Origin of the sequence: Arthrobacter sp. B3I9 (genome assembly GCF_030816935.1) — a bacterium.
Taxonomy (GTDB): Bacteria; Actinomycetota; Actinomycetes; order Actinomycetales; family Micrococcaceae; genus Arthrobacter.
The window spans coordinates 75,741-91,639 of sequence record NZ_JAUSYO010000001.1; the positions used below are offsets into that span (position 1 = coordinate 75,741).

15 protein-coding genes are annotated in these 15,899 nt (G+C 65.0%); 8 read left to right on the forward strand and 7 right to left on the reverse strand.

Features of this window, described 5'->3' with window-relative positions:
• Positions 1 to 54 precede the first annotated feature (54 nt).
• Positions 55 to 372: a hypothetical protein gene (locus QFZ65_RS00395; protein ID WP_306907341.1), complete on the forward strand. Its 318-nt coding sequence runs from the start codon at positions 55 to 57 to the stop codon at positions 370 to 372.
• On the forward strand, positions 365 to 1,387 hold the full coding sequence (locus QFZ65_RS00400) for a GTP-binding protein (protein WP_306907343.1): 1,023 nt from the start codon (positions 365 to 367) through the stop codon (positions 1,385 to 1,387). The genes QFZ65_RS00395 and QFZ65_RS00400 overlap by 8 nt, the downstream gene beginning before the upstream one ends.
• Here QFZ65_RS00400 and QFZ65_RS00405 read toward each other — a convergent pair.
• Both QFZ65_RS00405 and QFZ65_RS00410 read right to left on the reverse strand, forming a co-directional pair.
• Positions 1,384 to 2,754, reverse strand: a complete 1,371-nt coding sequence (locus QFZ65_RS00405; protein ID WP_306907345.1) for an MmgE/PrpD family protein — start codon at positions 2,752 to 2,754, stop codon at positions 1,384 to 1,386. The two genes, QFZ65_RS00400 and QFZ65_RS00405, sit on opposite strands and share 4 nt — an antisense overlap.
• 71 nt (positions 2,755 to 2,825) lie before the next feature.
• On the reverse strand, positions 2,826 to 3,830 hold the full coding sequence (locus QFZ65_RS00410; RefSeq protein WP_306907347.1) for a LacI family DNA-binding transcriptional regulator: 1,005 nt from the start codon (positions 3,828 to 3,830) through the stop codon (positions 2,826 to 2,828).
• Between the two features lie 339 nt (positions 3,831 to 4,169).
• Between QFZ65_RS00410 and QFZ65_RS00415 the strand changes: the two genes are divergently transcribed.
• The 5 genes from QFZ65_RS00415 to QFZ65_RS00435 all read left to right on the forward strand — a co-directional run bounded on the left by QFZ65_RS00415 (position 4,170) and on the right by QFZ65_RS00435 (position 9,995).
• A complete protein-coding gene (locus QFZ65_RS00415) occupies positions 4,170 to 5,087 on the forward strand; it encodes a polysaccharide deacetylase (RefSeq protein ID WP_306907349.1) in 918 nt (305 codons plus the stop codon).
• A gap of 156 nt (positions 5,088 to 5,243) precedes the next feature.
• Positions 5,244 to 6,254, forward strand: coding sequence for an asparaginase (locus QFZ65_RS00420; protein WP_306907351.1), 1,011 nt, complete (start codon positions 5,244 to 5,246; stop codon positions 6,252 to 6,254).
• Positions 6,255 to 6,337: 83 nt separating this feature from the next.
• Positions 6,338 to 7,705, forward strand: a complete 1,368-nt coding sequence (locus QFZ65_RS00425) for an MFS transporter (RefSeq protein ID WP_306907353.1) — start codon at positions 6,338 to 6,340, stop codon at positions 7,703 to 7,705.
• A 515-nt stretch (positions 7,706 to 8,220) separates the two neighbouring features.
• On the forward strand, positions 8,221 to 9,594 hold the full coding sequence (gene radA / locus QFZ65_RS00430) for a DNA repair protein RadA (RefSeq protein ID WP_306907355.1): 1,374 nt from the start codon (positions 8,221 to 8,223) through the stop codon (positions 9,592 to 9,594).
• A 104-nt stretch (positions 9,595 to 9,698) separates the two neighbouring features.
• Positions 9,699 to 9,995 carry a hypothetical protein gene (locus tag QFZ65_RS00435; protein WP_306907357.1) on the forward strand — a complete coding sequence of 99 codons (297 nt, stop codon included), beginning with the start codon at positions 9,699 to 9,701 and terminating at the stop codon, positions 9,993 to 9,995.
• A 42-nt stretch (positions 9,996 to 10,037) separates the two neighbouring features.
• Here QFZ65_RS00435 and QFZ65_RS00440 read toward each other — a convergent pair whose 3' ends face one another.
• From QFZ65_RS00440 to QFZ65_RS00460, 5 genes are all read right to left on the reverse strand, one after another.
• Positions 10,038 to 11,108: a Vms1/Ankzf1 family peptidyl-tRNA hydrolase gene (locus QFZ65_RS00440; RefSeq protein ID WP_306912459.1), complete on the reverse strand. Its 1,071-nt coding sequence runs from the start codon at positions 11,106 to 11,108 to the stop codon at positions 10,038 to 10,040.
• A 58-nt stretch (positions 11,109 to 11,166) separates the two neighbouring features.
• The gene (locus tag QFZ65_RS00445) at positions 11,167 to 11,403 is read right to left on the reverse strand and encodes a hypothetical protein (protein WP_306907359.1); all 237 of its coding nucleotides are present in this window, start codon (positions 11,401 to 11,403) and stop codon (positions 11,167 to 11,169) included.
• 212 nt (positions 11,404 to 11,615) lie between these two features.
• Positions 11,616 to 11,954 carry a hypothetical protein gene (locus QFZ65_RS00450; RefSeq protein ID WP_306907360.1) on the reverse strand — a complete coding sequence of 113 codons (339 nt, stop codon included), beginning with the start codon at positions 11,952 to 11,954 and terminating at the stop codon, positions 11,616 to 11,618.
• Between the two features lie 260 nt (positions 11,955 to 12,214).
• Positions 12,215 to 13,414 (reverse strand): acyl-CoA desaturase, encoded by a 1,200-nt coding sequence (locus tag QFZ65_RS00455; RefSeq protein ID WP_306907362.1) that lies wholly within the window; start codon positions 13,412 to 13,414, stop codon positions 12,215 to 12,217.
• A gap of 13 nt (positions 13,415 to 13,427) precedes the next feature.
• Entirely contained in the window at positions 13,428 to 14,507 is a 1,080-nt protein-coding gene (locus tag QFZ65_RS00460) for a ferredoxin reductase (protein ID WP_306907364.1), read from the reverse strand.
• A 99-nt stretch (positions 14,508 to 14,606) separates the two neighbouring features.
• On the opposite strand from QFZ65_RS00460, the gene QFZ65_RS00465 reads away from it, so the two are divergent.
• Positions 14,607 to 15,809, forward strand: a complete 1,203-nt coding sequence (locus QFZ65_RS00465; protein WP_306907365.1) for a CdaR family transcriptional regulator — start codon at positions 14,607 to 14,609, stop codon at positions 15,807 to 15,809.
• Positions 15,810 to 15,899 lie beyond the last annotated feature (90 nt).

A 15,899-nucleotide genomic window follows, 5' to 3' on the forward strand; every position in this document is an offset into this window, starting at 1 on the left:
GTACCCGGCCGCAACCGGAACGCGGAAGGCAGACGCCGACGAAAGGACATGAGCATGTGTTCAGGCTGCGGGACCCCGCCGTCCAATATTGACTGGTACAGCGCAGGGGTGCCGGATTCCCCTGGCGGCCGGATCCAGGCCAGAACGCGGCTGGCCCGGGCCGCGAATGCCGTTCTGACCGGGTCCGGGCTGAGTGTCACTTTCTACCAAGGTGCCTCAAGCCTGTCGATGCGGAACACGGGCGGGGCCACCGAGCCGGTGTACACCTTGCCTGACATCTGGACTGCTGCCGGCAAGCTCTCCGATATTGACTTGGATCCGCTGGCTCCGCGCTTCACCGGCCGGCCTACTGTGAGCCCGGCCGATGATTGATGTGACGGTCGTCGGCGGCTTCCTCGGCGCAGGCAAAACGACGTGGCTTTCCAGAATTCTCGAGGGCGGCGCCTCCGTGCACGCCGCGGGCTCCGTGGCTGTAGTCGTCAACGACTATGCTTCCGTTGGAATCGATGACTGGCTTCTTGATTCGGCCTCCGGCGAGGCAGGCGGGATGAGCGCCAGGCTGGTGGCCGGCGGCTGTGTGTGTTGTGACAGGAAAGAGGAGCTCGTCTCCTGCCTGATCTCGCTCGTGGGGTCAGCGCACAGAACCGGGCAGTCCGATGGCGCCGGGCTCAGCCACATTTATATCGAGACGTCCGGGGTGGCGGATCCCCGCTCCATCGTCGAGGTCATTACGGAGCACCCGGTGCTTCAGGCGAATCTGGTGCTCAAGGAACTGGTCGTCGTTGTGGACGGCGCCAATGGCAGAAGCCAATTGCGCCACCAGGAGTTGGCCCGGGCCCAGGTCAGCTGCGCGGACCGCCTTGTATTCTCCAAGCTGGATCTCGCCGCGGAGGACACCGTTTCTTCCCTCGTGGCCCTCGTCACGCGGCTCAACCCCACCGCGTGCCTCAGCGGCGCCGTTGACGGCCGCGAATCACCCCTCACGCCCGGCCGGGTCGCTCTGGCCCTGGAAGCCCTCCCGGTGGAGGGCGAACGGCAGTGGGAACGGGAGAATCTGAACCCCGAGGCTTGGACGGTCCAGCTGTCCGCCCAGGTGTGTTGGGCGGAGTATGCTCTGTGGCTTGATGCGGTCACCCGAACCCATCCAGAGCATGTGCTCAGGAGCAAAGGAATCATCCGCACGCCTAACGGGCCGATCGTGCTTCAGTCCGTGGGCCGGGTCATCGCCCAGCCGCGGCCCGTGCCCCCATCCGAGCGCCCGCGCGGATTCAGATCCGACGTCGATGGTTTTCATAACCCAGGGGTTGGATCAGGATCTGCTTGCCCGGTCCCTATACACCTTCGTTCCCAGCGCGTTCGAGGACCGGGCTCCGCAGGCGGGCGCTAACTGACGGCCGTAACCTCCGGGCGTCTGGCTGCCTGGAGGTCCATGGACCGCGTGGCTGCGGCGAGCTGGGCGGCGCGTTCGACTCCCAGCAGTCCGGCGATTTTTTCTTCGATGTCCTGCCAGCCGGGCCGGTCTCCTGCGGAGCCCCGGAACGCAGCCTCGGACCGGGAGATAACGTCCCCGCCCTTGAGGCGGACGTGGACTTCGGCCTGCCAGGAGGCCGGGAAGGCGGCTTCAAGGGCCTCGCTGGTGTAGCAGCGGACTTTTTCCATCCATGGGAGCAGCTCGGCGGCAATGTGCGGTGCGTGGGCGAATTGGTCCACTGTTGCCTTGCCGGTGGTCAATGCCAGGGCGGCTCCGAACGGCATGTTGAACTGGGCATCAACCGTTGAGCTGACCTCAAGCTTCCGTTCAGCAGGTTCCGAGACAAGCGCCGCGCCGGCCTTGATCACGCCCACATCGATGGACTGGATGTCCTGGACCGTCAGGTCAGGGAAGTCGCTGTGGATGCCACGCAACAGGTCGATGTTGCCATGCATGTACCGGCAACACGGGTAAAACTTGATGCTCGTTTGCAATGCGCCTCGACCGAAGGTGAGCGCGAGTTCGCGTCCAGGTTGCTTGCCTTGGCCGTACTGGACCAGGAAGCCGTCGCGGCCCTCCAATGACCGTTCCGGTCCCCTGAAACCGGCGGCGGCCAATCGTGCGGCCCGGATTCCTGTGGACGCGGCCTGACCGGCATTGAGTCGCTTTGTCCAGGATCCGTCGGACAGAAACTCCAGACTTCCTGAGGCCATGTTCGCCGCCAGGCCCAGCGCGTGCCTCGTCTCCTCCACGCCCAGGCCGAGCATGCGAGCCACGGCCGCGGCCGAGCCGAGAACACCGGCGACTCCAGTCGGATGGAACCCTCTGCCGTAGCTTTCGCGCGCGCCGAGCAACACACCAACGGAACACATCACGTCATAGCCGACAATGGCGGCCGCGACGAGATCTTCCGCCGGCAGTTCACGTTCGTCAGCCACCGCCAAAAGCGCCGGAAATATCACCACAGCCGGATGCAGCGACGCCTCTTCGAAGGTGTCATCGAGTTCGAGCCCGTGGGCCAGAATTCCATTGACCAGAGCCGCGTCCTCAGGAGAGGTCCAGCTGTCGGTGCCGAGGAGGGCAGCGCTGTGCTGCGGCGATCGTTGGTTGGACGCGGTAACCGCAGCCCGCGCGGCGCCAGCGGAGTCAAGGCGCGCCCCACCGAGACTGACACCCAGAAAGTCGAACAGGAGCAGCCGCATCCAGTCGTTGAGCTCAGGCGTCGCGTTGTGATTGTCAGTGACGTGTTCGGCCAGTGTCTGCGCGAGTGTCTTGTAAGTCATGAATATCCCTTTCTTGGAAGTGCCCGAGGAGAACTTCGTTGTCCGCAATGGCACTGAATAGTTGTCCGCGCCTAGGGCACAGTGGAGGCCCGCGCCACCAGGTGCGGTGTGAGGAGTAGGGATTCCGCTTCGCCACCCGCCATCAGGTCGAAGAGCAGAGTCATCGCTTCCTGGCCCATCTGAAACATGGGTGAACTGACTGAGGTCAGCGGAACCGGAAGGTAGGAGGACAATGGCACATCGTTATAGCCCACTACCGCGACATCGCGGCCAGGGACTTTGCCAAACTCACGGACAGCCCCCATCGCCCCGATGGCCGCGAAATCATTGATGGCGAATATCGCCGTCAGGTCCGGGTTGCCGGCCAAGAGAGCGGAGCCGGCCTCATAGCCGCCCACAGCGTCCGTCCCGGAATTGATGATCCTGCCCTCATCAAGGCCCATGCCCGCGGACCGGAACTGCGATACGAAGCCGTGTGTGCGCTCGGCACACGTACTCACATAGCTCGGACCTGCAATGATTCCCACATTCTCATGTCCCAGCTCCAGGAGATGAGATGCCGCCAGTCGACCCCCCAGAACGTCGTCGGTCGTTACTGACGGATGCCCCCGCAGCCGTCTATTCACGAGGACGTAGGGGACTCCACGCTTGCTCAGAATTCCAACCAGTTCGTCGCCGTCCAGTCGTGCATCGCCCAGAACCACACCCTCCACGCGCCGGAGCAGAAGATCGTTGAGCTTCTCCCGCCGCCGCAGCGGGTCATCGTTGGTGTTGGACACGAAAGTGTTGTAACCACGTTCAGTAGCCCGGGAGTCGATTCCTTCGTAGATAGTGGCCAGAACATAGTCGGATACCCGGGGAACCAGCACGCCGAGCACACCGCTTCGCCCTGTGCGCAACGCCGCTGCCGCCGGGTCGGGTTCATAGCCCATCTCGTCAGCGAGGAGCCGTATCCGGTCTACGGTCTCTGCCCCAATTCTTGGGTCGGAAGACAGGGCACGCGACGCGGTGGAGACGTGAACGCCGGCCCGCTTGGCCACGTCCGTCAGGGTGACGACTCTTGAAACTCGCGGCATATGACTCCCTCAGCTACGCAGGTGTGGGTCACGGAACGATGGGAGAACCGGCGCTCCAGGACCGGAGCGCCGGCACTGCTCACCCGATGCAAAGGATTTCGCAGGCGCCAATACATTATTTCATGCAAGAGCGCCGTTACGCCAGTGTAGTCGTTTTGTTACCAGCACATTTCACACAAAAATATTTTATATTCATCCCTTGACGCGTGAGACTTTTCACACCTACGCTCAGTGCAAACGGATGCGCAATCCGGTCCTCGCTCGCATGACGGTGTCCACTCCGGCTCCGTCCAAGCGGCGTCGACGCTCTTCCGAAATCACTCACCAAAGGAGAAACCCATGGCAAAGGACATCAAGGTCTGCATCGGCGTGGACATCGACGCAGTGGCCGGCTGGATCGGCTCTTACGGCGGGGCGGACTCCCCTGCAGATATCCAAAGGGGGATGTTCGCGGGCGAAGTAGGCGTGCCGCGGCTGCTGAAGCTCTTCAAGAAATTCGGCATCCAGACAACCTTCTTCTCCCCCGGCCACTCAATCGAGACGTTTCCTCACCGGATCGAACAGATCGTCGAGGCCGGCCACGAACTCGGCGCCCACGGCTACACGCACGAAAACCCGATTGCCATGACGCCGGAACAAGAAGAAGACGTCCTGAACAAGTCCATCGAGCTGATCGAGAAGTTTTCGGGACAACGGCCCCGCGGATACATCGCCCCCTGGTGCGAACTGTCGCCCGTGACCACGGATCTCCTCCTCAAAAACGGGTTCAAATACGACCACAGCCAGGCGTTCCACGACTTCCAGCCGTTCTACGCACGCACCGGAGACACCTGGACGAACATCGACCTGTCCAAGCCCGCTGAACACTGGATGAAGCCACTGGTCCGAGGAAACGAAATCGACCTCGTCGAAATCAACTTCAACTGGTACATCGATGACCTGCCCCCGATGATGTTCATCAAGGCGAGCCCGAACAGCCACGGCTTCGTAAACCCCCGGGACATCGAGCAGATGTGGCAGGACCAGTTCGACTGGGTGTACCGCGAGCACGACGACTACGCGATCTTCCCGATCACTATCCACCCGGATGTCTCCGGCCGCCCGCAGGTCCTGCTGATGCTCGAACGCCTCCTCGAGTACATCTCCGGCCATGACGGCGTCTCGTTCGAAACCTTCGAAACCGTCGCAGCGGACTTCAGGAAGCGTTTCCCGTTCGACTCCAACAGCCGCTACCCGTTCGACCGCGACCTTCCCTAACGTCCGTTTAGGAGGCAGCCCCCGTCCGGAGCCGGGCACCGTCCCTCCGCTGAACTCAGCAAAGTGCCCAGGGAACGTGGTCAGCAGCGCTTGCGGCTTGCTGGCCACGTTCCCCTTTCAAACACGTCGTTTTTTGCCAGCTAAGGACTCACCACAGTGTCGAATCAAGTTCCCCGCGTCGCCGTTATCACGTTGGGCGGGACCATCGCTTCAGTCCCGGACTCCAAAGGAAACGACGCCGTCCCCAAGATGACGGCCGAGGCGTTATTCGACGCGGTGCCCCAGGCCAGGAAACTGGCGACCCTGACGTCCCACAGCTTTCGCCAGTACCCATCCGGAGATCTGTCCCTGGAAGACATCCTGGAACTCGCCGGTCTCATCGAGGATATGGCTCAGGACCAGGACACCGATGGCGTGGTCATCACCCAAGGCACGGACACCCTGGAGGAAACCTCGTTCCTTCTGGATCTGCTCCTGACGACAGACCTTCCCGTCGTCTTCACCGGCGCTATGCGCAATCCCGGACTCCCGGGGGCCGACGGACCGGCGAATCTGCTGGGTGCTGTGCAGGTTGCCACCAACCACCAGTCCCGGGGGCTAGGGCCTGTGGTGGTTTTCAACGATGAAATTCACCTGCCCCGATTTGTGCGGAAAATGCACAGCGCCAGCACCGCGGCCTTCAGCTCCCCGAACGCCGGACCGATCGGCTGGATCAACGAAGGCCGGGTCAGGGTCCCCCTCAGGCCCGCGGCAAGAACACGACCAGTGCCGCGGGAACTGGTTGCTTCCTCGCGACTGCCCCGGGTTGCCCTGCTGAAACTCGGCTTGGATGTCGAAGATTCGCTAATTCGACTGGTGTTGCAGGACGGCTTCGATGGACTCGTCATTGAGACATTCGGTGGCGGCCACGTACCCCGCCAACTGATGACCTCTCTGGCCAAGGCTGCCGACGAGCTCCCGGTCGTGTTCGCCTCCCGCACGGGGGCCGGGGAACTCTACGAATCAACCTACGGATTTCCGGGATCAGAACGAGACCTCCTTAGTCAAGGGCTGCTGAGTTCCGGAATATTAGACGGACTGAAATCACGCCTGCTGCTCACCATGCTCCTGGCCGCCGGAGCGACCCGAGACGAAATCACCCAACGATTTCAGCAGTACCTGTCCTAGAAATTCGGAACGCATTGAAGAGCACTTCCAGACGCCGCGGACAGAGTCCGTACGGCCCCATCCATAACAAGGGAATCGAGATTATGACCGTTTCACAACCTACGACGTGGGAAGCACCCGTGGTGACCCCCCGCGACGTCAAGATCGCCACCTGGATCTGCTTCTTCGCCTGGACCTTCGCAGTCTATGACTTCGTCTTGTTCGGTAATCTTCTGCCCGTGATTGCCGCCGAATTCGGCTGGGATGCAAGCACTGCCACAGGCCTCAACACCTGGGTAACCGTCGGTACCGCCCTAGTCGCATTCGGGGTCGGCCCCATCGTCGACAAAATTGGCCGCCGCAAAGGCATCATCGTTGCCGTGATGGGAGCAGCGATCGCATCACTGCTCACGGTTGCCGTCGGATGGCTCCTCGGAGTTGTCGCCGGCCTCGGCTTCATATTGCTGATCATCGTCCGCTCCGTCGCCGGCCTGGGCTACGCGGAACAGTCCATTAACGCCACGTACCTGGGCGAAATGTTCGCCCATGCGTACTCGGACCCGGCAAAGGCCCGTCGGCGCGGCTTCACCTACTCGCTTGTCCAGTCGGGATGGCCCATCGGCTCTGTCCTCGCCGCCGCCTCCATTGCCATCATCCTTCCGATCGGTGGATGGGAATGGGCCTTCGTCATCGCTGCGTTCCCCGCCATCTTCATTTTCATTGCGGGCCGGTACCTGAAAGAGAGCCCCCAGTTCACTGCTCGCCACAAGGCCGAGCGCCTCCTGCGCGAAGGAAAGACCACCGAGGCACATGCTCTCGCCGACAGCGTGGGAGTCGATCTCACCGATGCAGCGACACCTCTTGCAGCAGCTTTCAAGGGTGAATCCCTCCGATCCACCCTGGTTATCGGATTCTCATTTCTCCTGAGCTGGTTAGGCGTCCTTGCCTTCGTCATTCTGGGCACGTCCGTACTCACAGCGGCCAGCGGCAAGGGGATCACGTTCGACAATGCCCTGGGCATCCTCATCGTCTCCAACCTCACCGCATTCCTCGGATACCTCGCCTTCGGGTGGTTGGGGGATCGCCTCGGACGGCGCAACGCCATCTCCATCGGATGGATTCTTTCCGGCCTTTCCTTCGGCGGCATGCTGCTAGCCCCCAACGGAAACTTTCCCCTCATCATCACCCTTTACAGTGCCGGACTGATCTTCCTGCTTGGGCCCTTCGCGGCGTTGCTGTTTTTCAACAGCGAAAGCTTCCCTGTCCACACCCGAGCCACCGGCGGCTCAATCATTAACGCAGCAGGCCAACTCGGAGCGATCATCGGCGGTGTACTGATCACTGCATCCCTGGCAGCGGGCATGTCCTGGACAGCTGCCTCATTCTGGTGGGGCGTTCTTCCGATCTTCGTTGCGGGAATCCTCATCCTGGCCGCCCGGAACGTGGACCCGCGCAAGGCACGCACGGACTAATAGCCAAGCCGGCCAGACCCAGCAACAACGTGAAGAAAACGCCGCAAGGACGGACGCAGCAGCGGCGGTGACTCCCCCTGCATTCGGGCAAAGGAGTCGCCGCCGCTGGATGCGTACTGTCCGAGTACAAGCTTTCGCCAACACTGACCCGGACGGCCCGGCTCCGGACCATCTGATCATCAAGGCGGGGCCACTCCCAGGCTTGCAGGTATTCGGCGCCGCGGCACGGTAAGGGTCGATTGCCTCAGGGTCTGGAAGGAGCTCCGGCCTGCCACGCAAGCGTTACACAAGCCCTGTTATCCGCGTATGGAGTGTGGGATTCTCGTGTGATCCAGGCGCCCCCATCTTCGGGGCTTTTGGCCTGATCATGAGGTGATGACAGCAGTAGCAGGAGCCCTTGGCGGGCTGAGGGCGCACCAGGACTCCAACAGGCTGCCCGAAGCCGAACTGGTCGCTTGCCCCGCCGCCGTTGCACGTACCGCTTCAATGTCGCGGGCCGCGGCTAGGGTGGAACGATGGCTACCAAGACTTCCCGGACTTCCAAGGCGCCGGGCTACAAATGCGCGGAGTGCGGCTGGACCACAGCGAAATGGGTGGGCCGCTGCGGCGAGTGCCAGGCCTGGGGCACCGTGGAGGAGACCGGCGCCGCCGTGGCCCGGACGACGGCGGCCACCATTGTCCTGGAGCCGGCCCGCAAAATCGCCGAAATTGACGCGACCACCGCCGCCTTCCTGCCCACCGGCGTCGACGAACTTGACCGCGTGCTGGGCGGCGGGCTGGTCCCCGGCGCCGTCATCCTGCTGGCCGGTGAGCCCGGCGTGGGCAAATCCACGCTCCTGCTTGATGTGGCGGCCAAATTTGCACGGACCGCCCAGGACGTCCTCTACATCACGGGCGAGGAGTCCGCGGCGCAGGTGAAGCTCCGGGCCGACCGGATCGACGCCGTCGCCGAGTCCCTCTACCTTTCTGCGGAAACGGACCTCGGCCAGGCCCTCGGCCAGGTGGAAAAGCTCGAACCGCGCCTGCTCGTGGTGGACTCCGTCCAGACGCTCAGCAGCGCCGACGTCGAGGGCAGCGCCGGCGGCGTCTCGCAGGTGCGCGAGGTGACCGCCTCCCTCATCGCCGCGGCAAAGCGCCGCAACATGACCACCCTGCTGGTGGGCCACGTGACCAAGGACGGCTCCATCGCCGGTCCGCGGCTTCTCGAGCACCTCGTGGACGTCGTCTGCCAGTTCGAGGGCGAACGGCACTCCCGGCTGCGGCTCCTCCGGGCCGTCAAGAACCGGTACGGGCCCACCGACGACGTCGGCTGCTTTGACCTGAACGAGGACGGGATCGTGGGCCTGGCCGATCCCAGCGGGCTGTTTGTCTCCCGGACGAAGGAACCTGTCTCGGGCACCTGCATCACCGTGACCTTGGAGGGGCGGCGCCCGCTGCTGGCCGAGGTGCAGGCCCTGCTGGCCGAGAGCGCCAGTTCGCAGCCCCGCCGGGCAACGAGCGGCCTCGACAGCTCCCGGGTTGCGATGCTGCTCGCCGTGCTCCAGCAACGCGCCGGCTGCTTGCTGGGCAAGGATGATTCCTACGTCGCAACGGTGGGCGGCGTGAAGCTCAGCGAGCCGGCTACAGACCTTTCCGTCGCCCTCGCCGTGGCCTCCGCGAAGGCCAAGAAGCCGCTGCCGGAGCGGCTCATCGCGTTCGGCGAGGTTGGCCTGGCCGGCGAGGTCCGTCCCGTGCCTGGCATCAACCAGCGTATCCAGGAGGCCCACCGGCTGGGGTTCACGCACGCCGTGGTTCCCGCGAGTCCGAACGGCCCGGGCCCGGTCCCGGCGGGGTTCTCGGTGCGGGAAGTCGGGCACCTTGCCGAAGCCCTGAGCCTGCTGATCAGCTGACAGTTGGGGTGCTGCCGGAGCGGCCGGGGAGGGTGTTCACTGGTGTTCACAAGGACCGCTCCGGCCTCTAGGCTTGGACCACCAGCGAACTGAAGGAGAGGCTCATGTCTGCCCCAGGTGAAGAGCAGGATCCCGTCGTCGGCGATGTCATCGTCCCCCAGGAGGACGCGTTGCCGGGCCCGTCCCAGACGGGGCACGGGAAGATGCCTGAAAATATCGACGACGACGACTTCGAGAGGGCGGCCGAGCAGGAACGGGTGGCTGCAGGGCTGTCGGACTATGCGCCCAGTGACGTTCCTCCCGCTACCGACCCCTTACCGCCGGAAGCGTCCGAAGCAGCGGATCTCGCCCAGCGGGGACTGCTCGAGGGCGGAGCGGAAGGCGGGGCGGAAGAGGTGTAGTTCCGCTCCCGCCCCTCAGCCGCCCTTGGCCGCTATTGGCCGCTATTCGGAGGGTGCGGCCGGACCAGTCGGCCAGCGAAGCAGTGCAGCGATGTCCACGCCTTCCGGCAATGCGGGTCCCGGCACCAGCAAGATCTGAGCGTCGGTCAGGGCCGCTGCCCTCAGCAGCGCCGCGGGCGCAGGAATTTTGCCGAGGATTTCCGCGCCGAGGGATTCTTCCTCTGCAGTGGCGATCCACGGCTCGGCACTTAGCGCGAGGACCCGGCGTTCGGCCAATGCCCTGTCGTTGAAGATCAGCACGTCAACCTGGGCCTGTTGCAAGGCGTGGATGACGGCTCCCACTCCGGTCGCGGATTCCGGATTTGCCTGGCCTTCCTGCACCGCCAACCGGTCCAAAACCTCTGCCTGGTCGGCTGCCCACTGCTCAGCCACTTTTTCCTCAACCTGAGCGTTGAAGGCGTCAGGGTCCGAACCGGGTGCGTGGGTGTGCGAGTCCACCACGGTAAGAACTGCGCGGCTTGCCTCCGCCAGCTGGTCCTGGACCAGCACGCGTGCCCGCATGTCACCGGCGAGGACCAGCAGCCTCGCGCCGCTGTCGCGTATGGTCCGGTCGATCTCGCCCGCCACCTGGTCAGCGTTGCGCCGCCAAACCTCCTCGGTATGGTGCTGCCACCGCAGGTGCGCCCAGCCTCCGCCCGGGACCTTGTTCAGGTTCTCGCTGGACCCTTGGATTTCCTGGCTTTGTTCGGGCTCCCGCTGCCCGGCGCGGTGCAGCCGGATCTCGCCTTCATCCCGGCTCACTTCTGCCACAACGTAGGGAAAGTCCTCCGGACGGTGCTTTAGCAGCGGCAGCAGGTCCGGAACGGGGTCAACCGAAATTCGCTCCGGGACGACAAGGGGCCCGGGCAGCAGTTCGTTGATTTGCACCGTTCCCTGCCGCACTAAGACGAACCGGCTCACCGGGGAGGGTTCGCCGACGGCCGGCTGGACGGCCGCTTCGATGGCATCCAGGTCCGCTTCGTCGGCTCCCTGCGCGGCCAGCGCGGCCCGGACGTTTCCGGGCTGCACATCCGCCGCTTCCAGTGAATCGACGGTGCCGGCGCTGGCATCCACGTATGCCAAGCACCAGGGCCCCGGCTGCCGGTACAGCTCCGCATATTGTGTCAGTCGGTCAGCCACCGGAGTTGCCACCCCGCTCGGGAGGTTCCTCGTCCTCGCGGCTGTCCGGCTTGGCTACGGGATCCAGGGCTGCCTGCACGTCGTCCGGGTCCGTGTCATCGGGAAATGGCTCGGTCTCACGGAACTCTTCGGTGTGGGCAGGTTGATTGCCCCGGACCATACCTTGCGTCTCGTGCTTCATCTGGTCATCCAGGTCCTGGCCGTGGGTCGTATTGCCTCGCTCAGCCATGGTGATCTCCTTCCCACGCGGTTTGCACCACGTGCTCAATCAATCGGTAGCTCACCCTAGCACCGGGCCCACCCGCTGTTGAAGGGTAATTTCATTCCTCCACGGCCGGCCCTCTACAGCCCGCCAACGCCCGCCGGGGGCGGGCCCGGGAAAGCACTGGGCCAAGAAAAAGCGCTGCCGGAAGGACCACGGACCCGGAACGAACCGGCGCCTTAGCGTGGCTGCGCGGGATTTGTGGGGTCGCCGTGCGAGGGCGGATTGATCGGCGGACCGGAGGTCGCGGGCGTCACAGGGGAACCTTGCTGGGTCTGGCTGGCCTCCGGCGTGCTCGGGGCGGTTGACCCGCTTGGTTCGGCACCGTTCTGCAGGGCCGTCAACCGGTTTTCGAGGATCTGGACCACCGGCAGCCTGTTTCCGTGGGCACGCTCGTAGGCGAGCACCTGGCCAAGCTGCCCTTCATCCAGTCCGTGGATCCTGGTGGGAAGCGTCCCTATGGGGAGGTGGTCGTAATCGGGCAAGGGAAGTTCATCGTGCTGAGGTACGTCATTCACGCCTATCAATCCTCCTGGTCTGGGACGAATCGCCAGCCGCCAGTAGCGGACCATCAGCAGCGGGCGCTGCTGTCAAAACTAGCAGTGAGTGCCGTGCAATGTAAGGCGTCCGCACCCCGCCGGAACCGCGGGCCGGCAGACAAGCTGAAGGGGCGCCTGCCGCAGGAACTTCCCCGAAAGCCGGAGTTCACACGGGCAGGCGCCCCTTCAGTTCTTCTTATTCGCCCGCGCCGATGTCCTCGCGCGCGGTCCTCCGGCCGCTAGGCCTTTGTGCCCGGCAGGGCCAGCTTGAAGACCTTGGCCCAGGTGGAACCGACCTGCTTCAGCAGCGGTCCGGTGGTGTACGGCAATCCGTAACGCTGGCAGATCTCCCGCACCTTCGGCGCCACCTCGCCGTAGCGGTTGGACGGCAGGTCCGGGAAGAGGTGGTGCTCGATCTGGTGGGAAAGGTTGCCGCTCATCAGGTGCATGAACTTTGACCCGGAGATGTTGGCCGACCCGATCATCTGCCGGACGTACCAGTCGCCGCGGGTCTCGCCTTCGACCATCTCTTCGGTGAACGTATCGGTGCCGTCGGGGAAGTGCCCGCAGAAGATGATCGCGTGCGCCCAGACATTGCGGATCGCATTCGCGGCCAGCGTGCCATACAGGGCCTGCTTGCCGGAGCCGGTCAGCATGGCAACCGCCGGTGTGGCGGCGTAGTCTTTGGTGAACTGCTTCAGGGCCTTGAGCCCGAGCGCCTTGAGGTCCCGGCTCATGGCCTCCTTGCTCTTCTTGCCCTCCTGGTACTCAGGCAATTCGAGATCGTAGAGTGCGATCCCCCATTCGAAGACCGGCGCCAGGAGAGCGTTGTACAGCGGATTGCCCAGGTTGAAGGGCTTCCATTCCTGTGACGGGTCCATGCGCAGCAGGTTGTACCCGATGTCATTGTCCTTGCCCACGACGTTTGTCCAGCGGTGGTGCAAATCGTTGTGGGTGTGCTGCCACGACCGCGTCGGGGTGACGAAGTCCCAGTCCCAGGTGGTGGAGTGGATGTCCGGGTCCCGCATCCAGTCCCACTGGCCGTGGAGGATGTTGTGGCCCAGTTCCATGTTTTCCAGGATCTTCGCGACGCTGAGCATCGCAGTGCCGGCGGCCCAGGCTGCTTTGTGCTTGCTCACCAGGAGCGTGGCGCGGCCGGTGATCTCTAGCCCGCGCTGGACCTTGATCACCCGGCGGATGTACGCCGCATCCGTGGCGCCGCGCTTGGCGAGGACCTCGTCGCGGATGGCGTCAAGTTCGCGGCCCAGCTCGGCCACCTGCTCATCGGAGAGGTGCGCCGCCGCCTCAGGACGAACCAGCGGGCTGCCGGTTTCGGCGAGGGCGCCGGGCCGCTTCTTCGCTGGGGTCACCTTGGCCGTGGCGGCCTCACCTGTGGCGGCGTCCGCGGAAACGTCCGGTTTGTCGGAAACTATCGTCATGCGGTGGTACTCCTTAGAGGTCGAGGTTTACGGGTCCGGCGGCCGCCGAAACACACGTCTGGATCAGTTGGCCGGGCTCGCCGTGGACTTCGCCCGTGCGCAGGTCGCGGACCTGGCCGGCCCGGAGGGGAATAAGGCAGCTGTGGCAGATGCCCATCCGGCAGCCGCTGGGCATCAGCACGCCAGCATCCTCGCCGACGTCGAGCAGGGGCGTGTCGCCGTCCGCCTCGACCTCGCGGTCGGAGGCCTCGAAGGTGACGAGCCCGCCGTCGTGCCCTTCACCGCCGGCGAGCTTGGTGGTGAACCGCTCGATCGTGAGGCCTGCGGTATCTGGCACTTCCGCTGAGGACCCTGAAGTCTCGGCCCCCCACAGCGCTTCGGCGTCGTCAAGGAAGCTCTCCGGGCCGCAGGCGTAAGCTGCCCGCTGGCGCCAGTCGGGGCAGAGCCGCTCAATCTCATCGGCGGAGGTGAAGTCCAGCCGGCCGCGCTCCCCCGTGAACCAGTGGATGACGCGGAAGTTGGGGAACTGGTCCGCCAGTTCGGCGAGTTCCTCGCGGAAGATCGCGTCCGCCGGAGTCCGGGCGGTGTGGATGAGCACGACGTCGGAGTCGGGCCGGTGCGGAACGAGCGTGCGGATCATCGACATGACCGGCGTGATTCCGCTGCCGGCGGTGAGCATGAGCAGCGGACGCGGGTGTTCCGGCAGGACGAAGTCGCCCTGCGGGGGTGCCAGGAAGAGCACGTCGCCCGGTTTGGTGCTGCGCACGAGGGTCCCCGAGACGGCGCCCATGTCGGTGACGGTGATGGCCGGGTCCTGGCCGGCCGGGGCGCTGAGCGAGTACGACCGCCAGTGGCGGACGCCGTCGAGTTCGACGCCAATGCGGGCCCACTGGCCGGCAAGGTGTGCTTGCCAGCCGCGGCCGGGACGGAAGAAGATGGTGGCGGAATCGGCCGTTTCTGGAACCACCCGGGTGACGACCCCGCGCAACTGGCGAGCAGAGTACACGGGGTTGAAAAGCGCCAGAATGTCTTCTGGAGCTAGCGGGGTGGTCAGTAGAGATGCGGCGCGCGCCAGCTTACGGAGCCGGATCATTTCCTAATCTTATGTCAGTTTGCGTCATAGTTCTTCACCCAAGGCATACGATCGAGTTGAGGAAACTGTCTGTCCGAAACAACTTTATGGAAATGTCCCATGAATGCAACTCCAGCCGCGCACGCCGCTGCCCCCAGTTACGACCCTCCCTGGCTGGCGCTGCCGCGGGAAGTGAGCGACATGCTCCGCCCCAGGATGCCGGGCATCGTCGAGGCCATCATCGATGCCGTGCCGCAGCTGGTGCCTGACTACGCCCGGCCCATTGAGGGCCGCTTCGGCCGCGGCCTCCGGCGCGGGGTCGCCGCCGCACTGGACCGCTTCCTGCAGTTGCCCGGGACGCGGCTGCCGGCACTGTCGGAGGAGAGCCGCCAGCTGGTGGCGGGTCTGGGAAGCGGCGAGTTCCGGCAGGGGCGGAGCATGGACGCGCTGCTGAGCGCCTACCGCATGGGCGCCCGGGTGACATTCCGCGAGATGTCCCGGGTGTCGGTCGAGCATCATCTGGGGCAGAGCGTCGTGGTGGACCTGGGCGAATCGATTCTTGCCTACATCGACGAGCTGTCGGCGGTCAGCGCCGAGGCCTACGCCTTTGAGCAGTCCGAGCGCGCCGGCGCGGTGGACCGACGCCGCACTGAACTGCTGGACCTTTTGCTGCTGGGGCAGGCGGATGAGGCGGCCCTCCGCCAGAAGGCGGCCCTGGCGGACTGGTCACTGCCGGCGTGGATGGTGGTGGTGACGCTGCCGCTGGACCGGGCGGCCGGGCTGCGGCTGCGGCTGGGCGCGGGAACCCTCGTGATTGAACGTGAGACCGACGCCGTGGCTCTGGTTCCGGTGCAGAAGTCCAACACGGTGCGGGCGGGCCTCGAAAAGGCGCTGCAGGGCCGGAGCGCCTCCGTGGGCCCCGCCGGCGGGTGGGAGAAGGTGCCCGACTCGCTGCGGCTCGCCGTGCTCGCCGCATCGGTGCTGGAGCCGCGGGACGGGCCGGAAGACCTGCCGATCTGGGCCGACGACCATCTGGCGCAGGTGATTCTCGGCGCCGAGCCGTCCGCCATCACGGAGCTGGCCAACCGCCGCCTGGCGCCGTTGGAGGGTCTGCGCCCCGCGCAGCGCGAGCGGCTCGCTGAGACCCTGCTCTCGTGGCTGCGCCACTGGGGCCAGCGTGCCCCGGTGGCGGCCGAACTCGGCATCCATCCGCAGACCGTGGGCTACCGGGCAGCGCAGTTGCGGGAGCTGTTCGGTGACACCCTGGAAGACCCGCGGGCGCGGTTCGAGCTGGAGCTGGCTCTGCTCGCCGGACGGCGCTAAGCGGGGCGGCCCGCCGCCGGCACAGCCGCCGTCGAACGCGGCCGTCTGCCGCCGGGGACCGCCGCGGCGAACCGGCGGGCACAGCCGTCG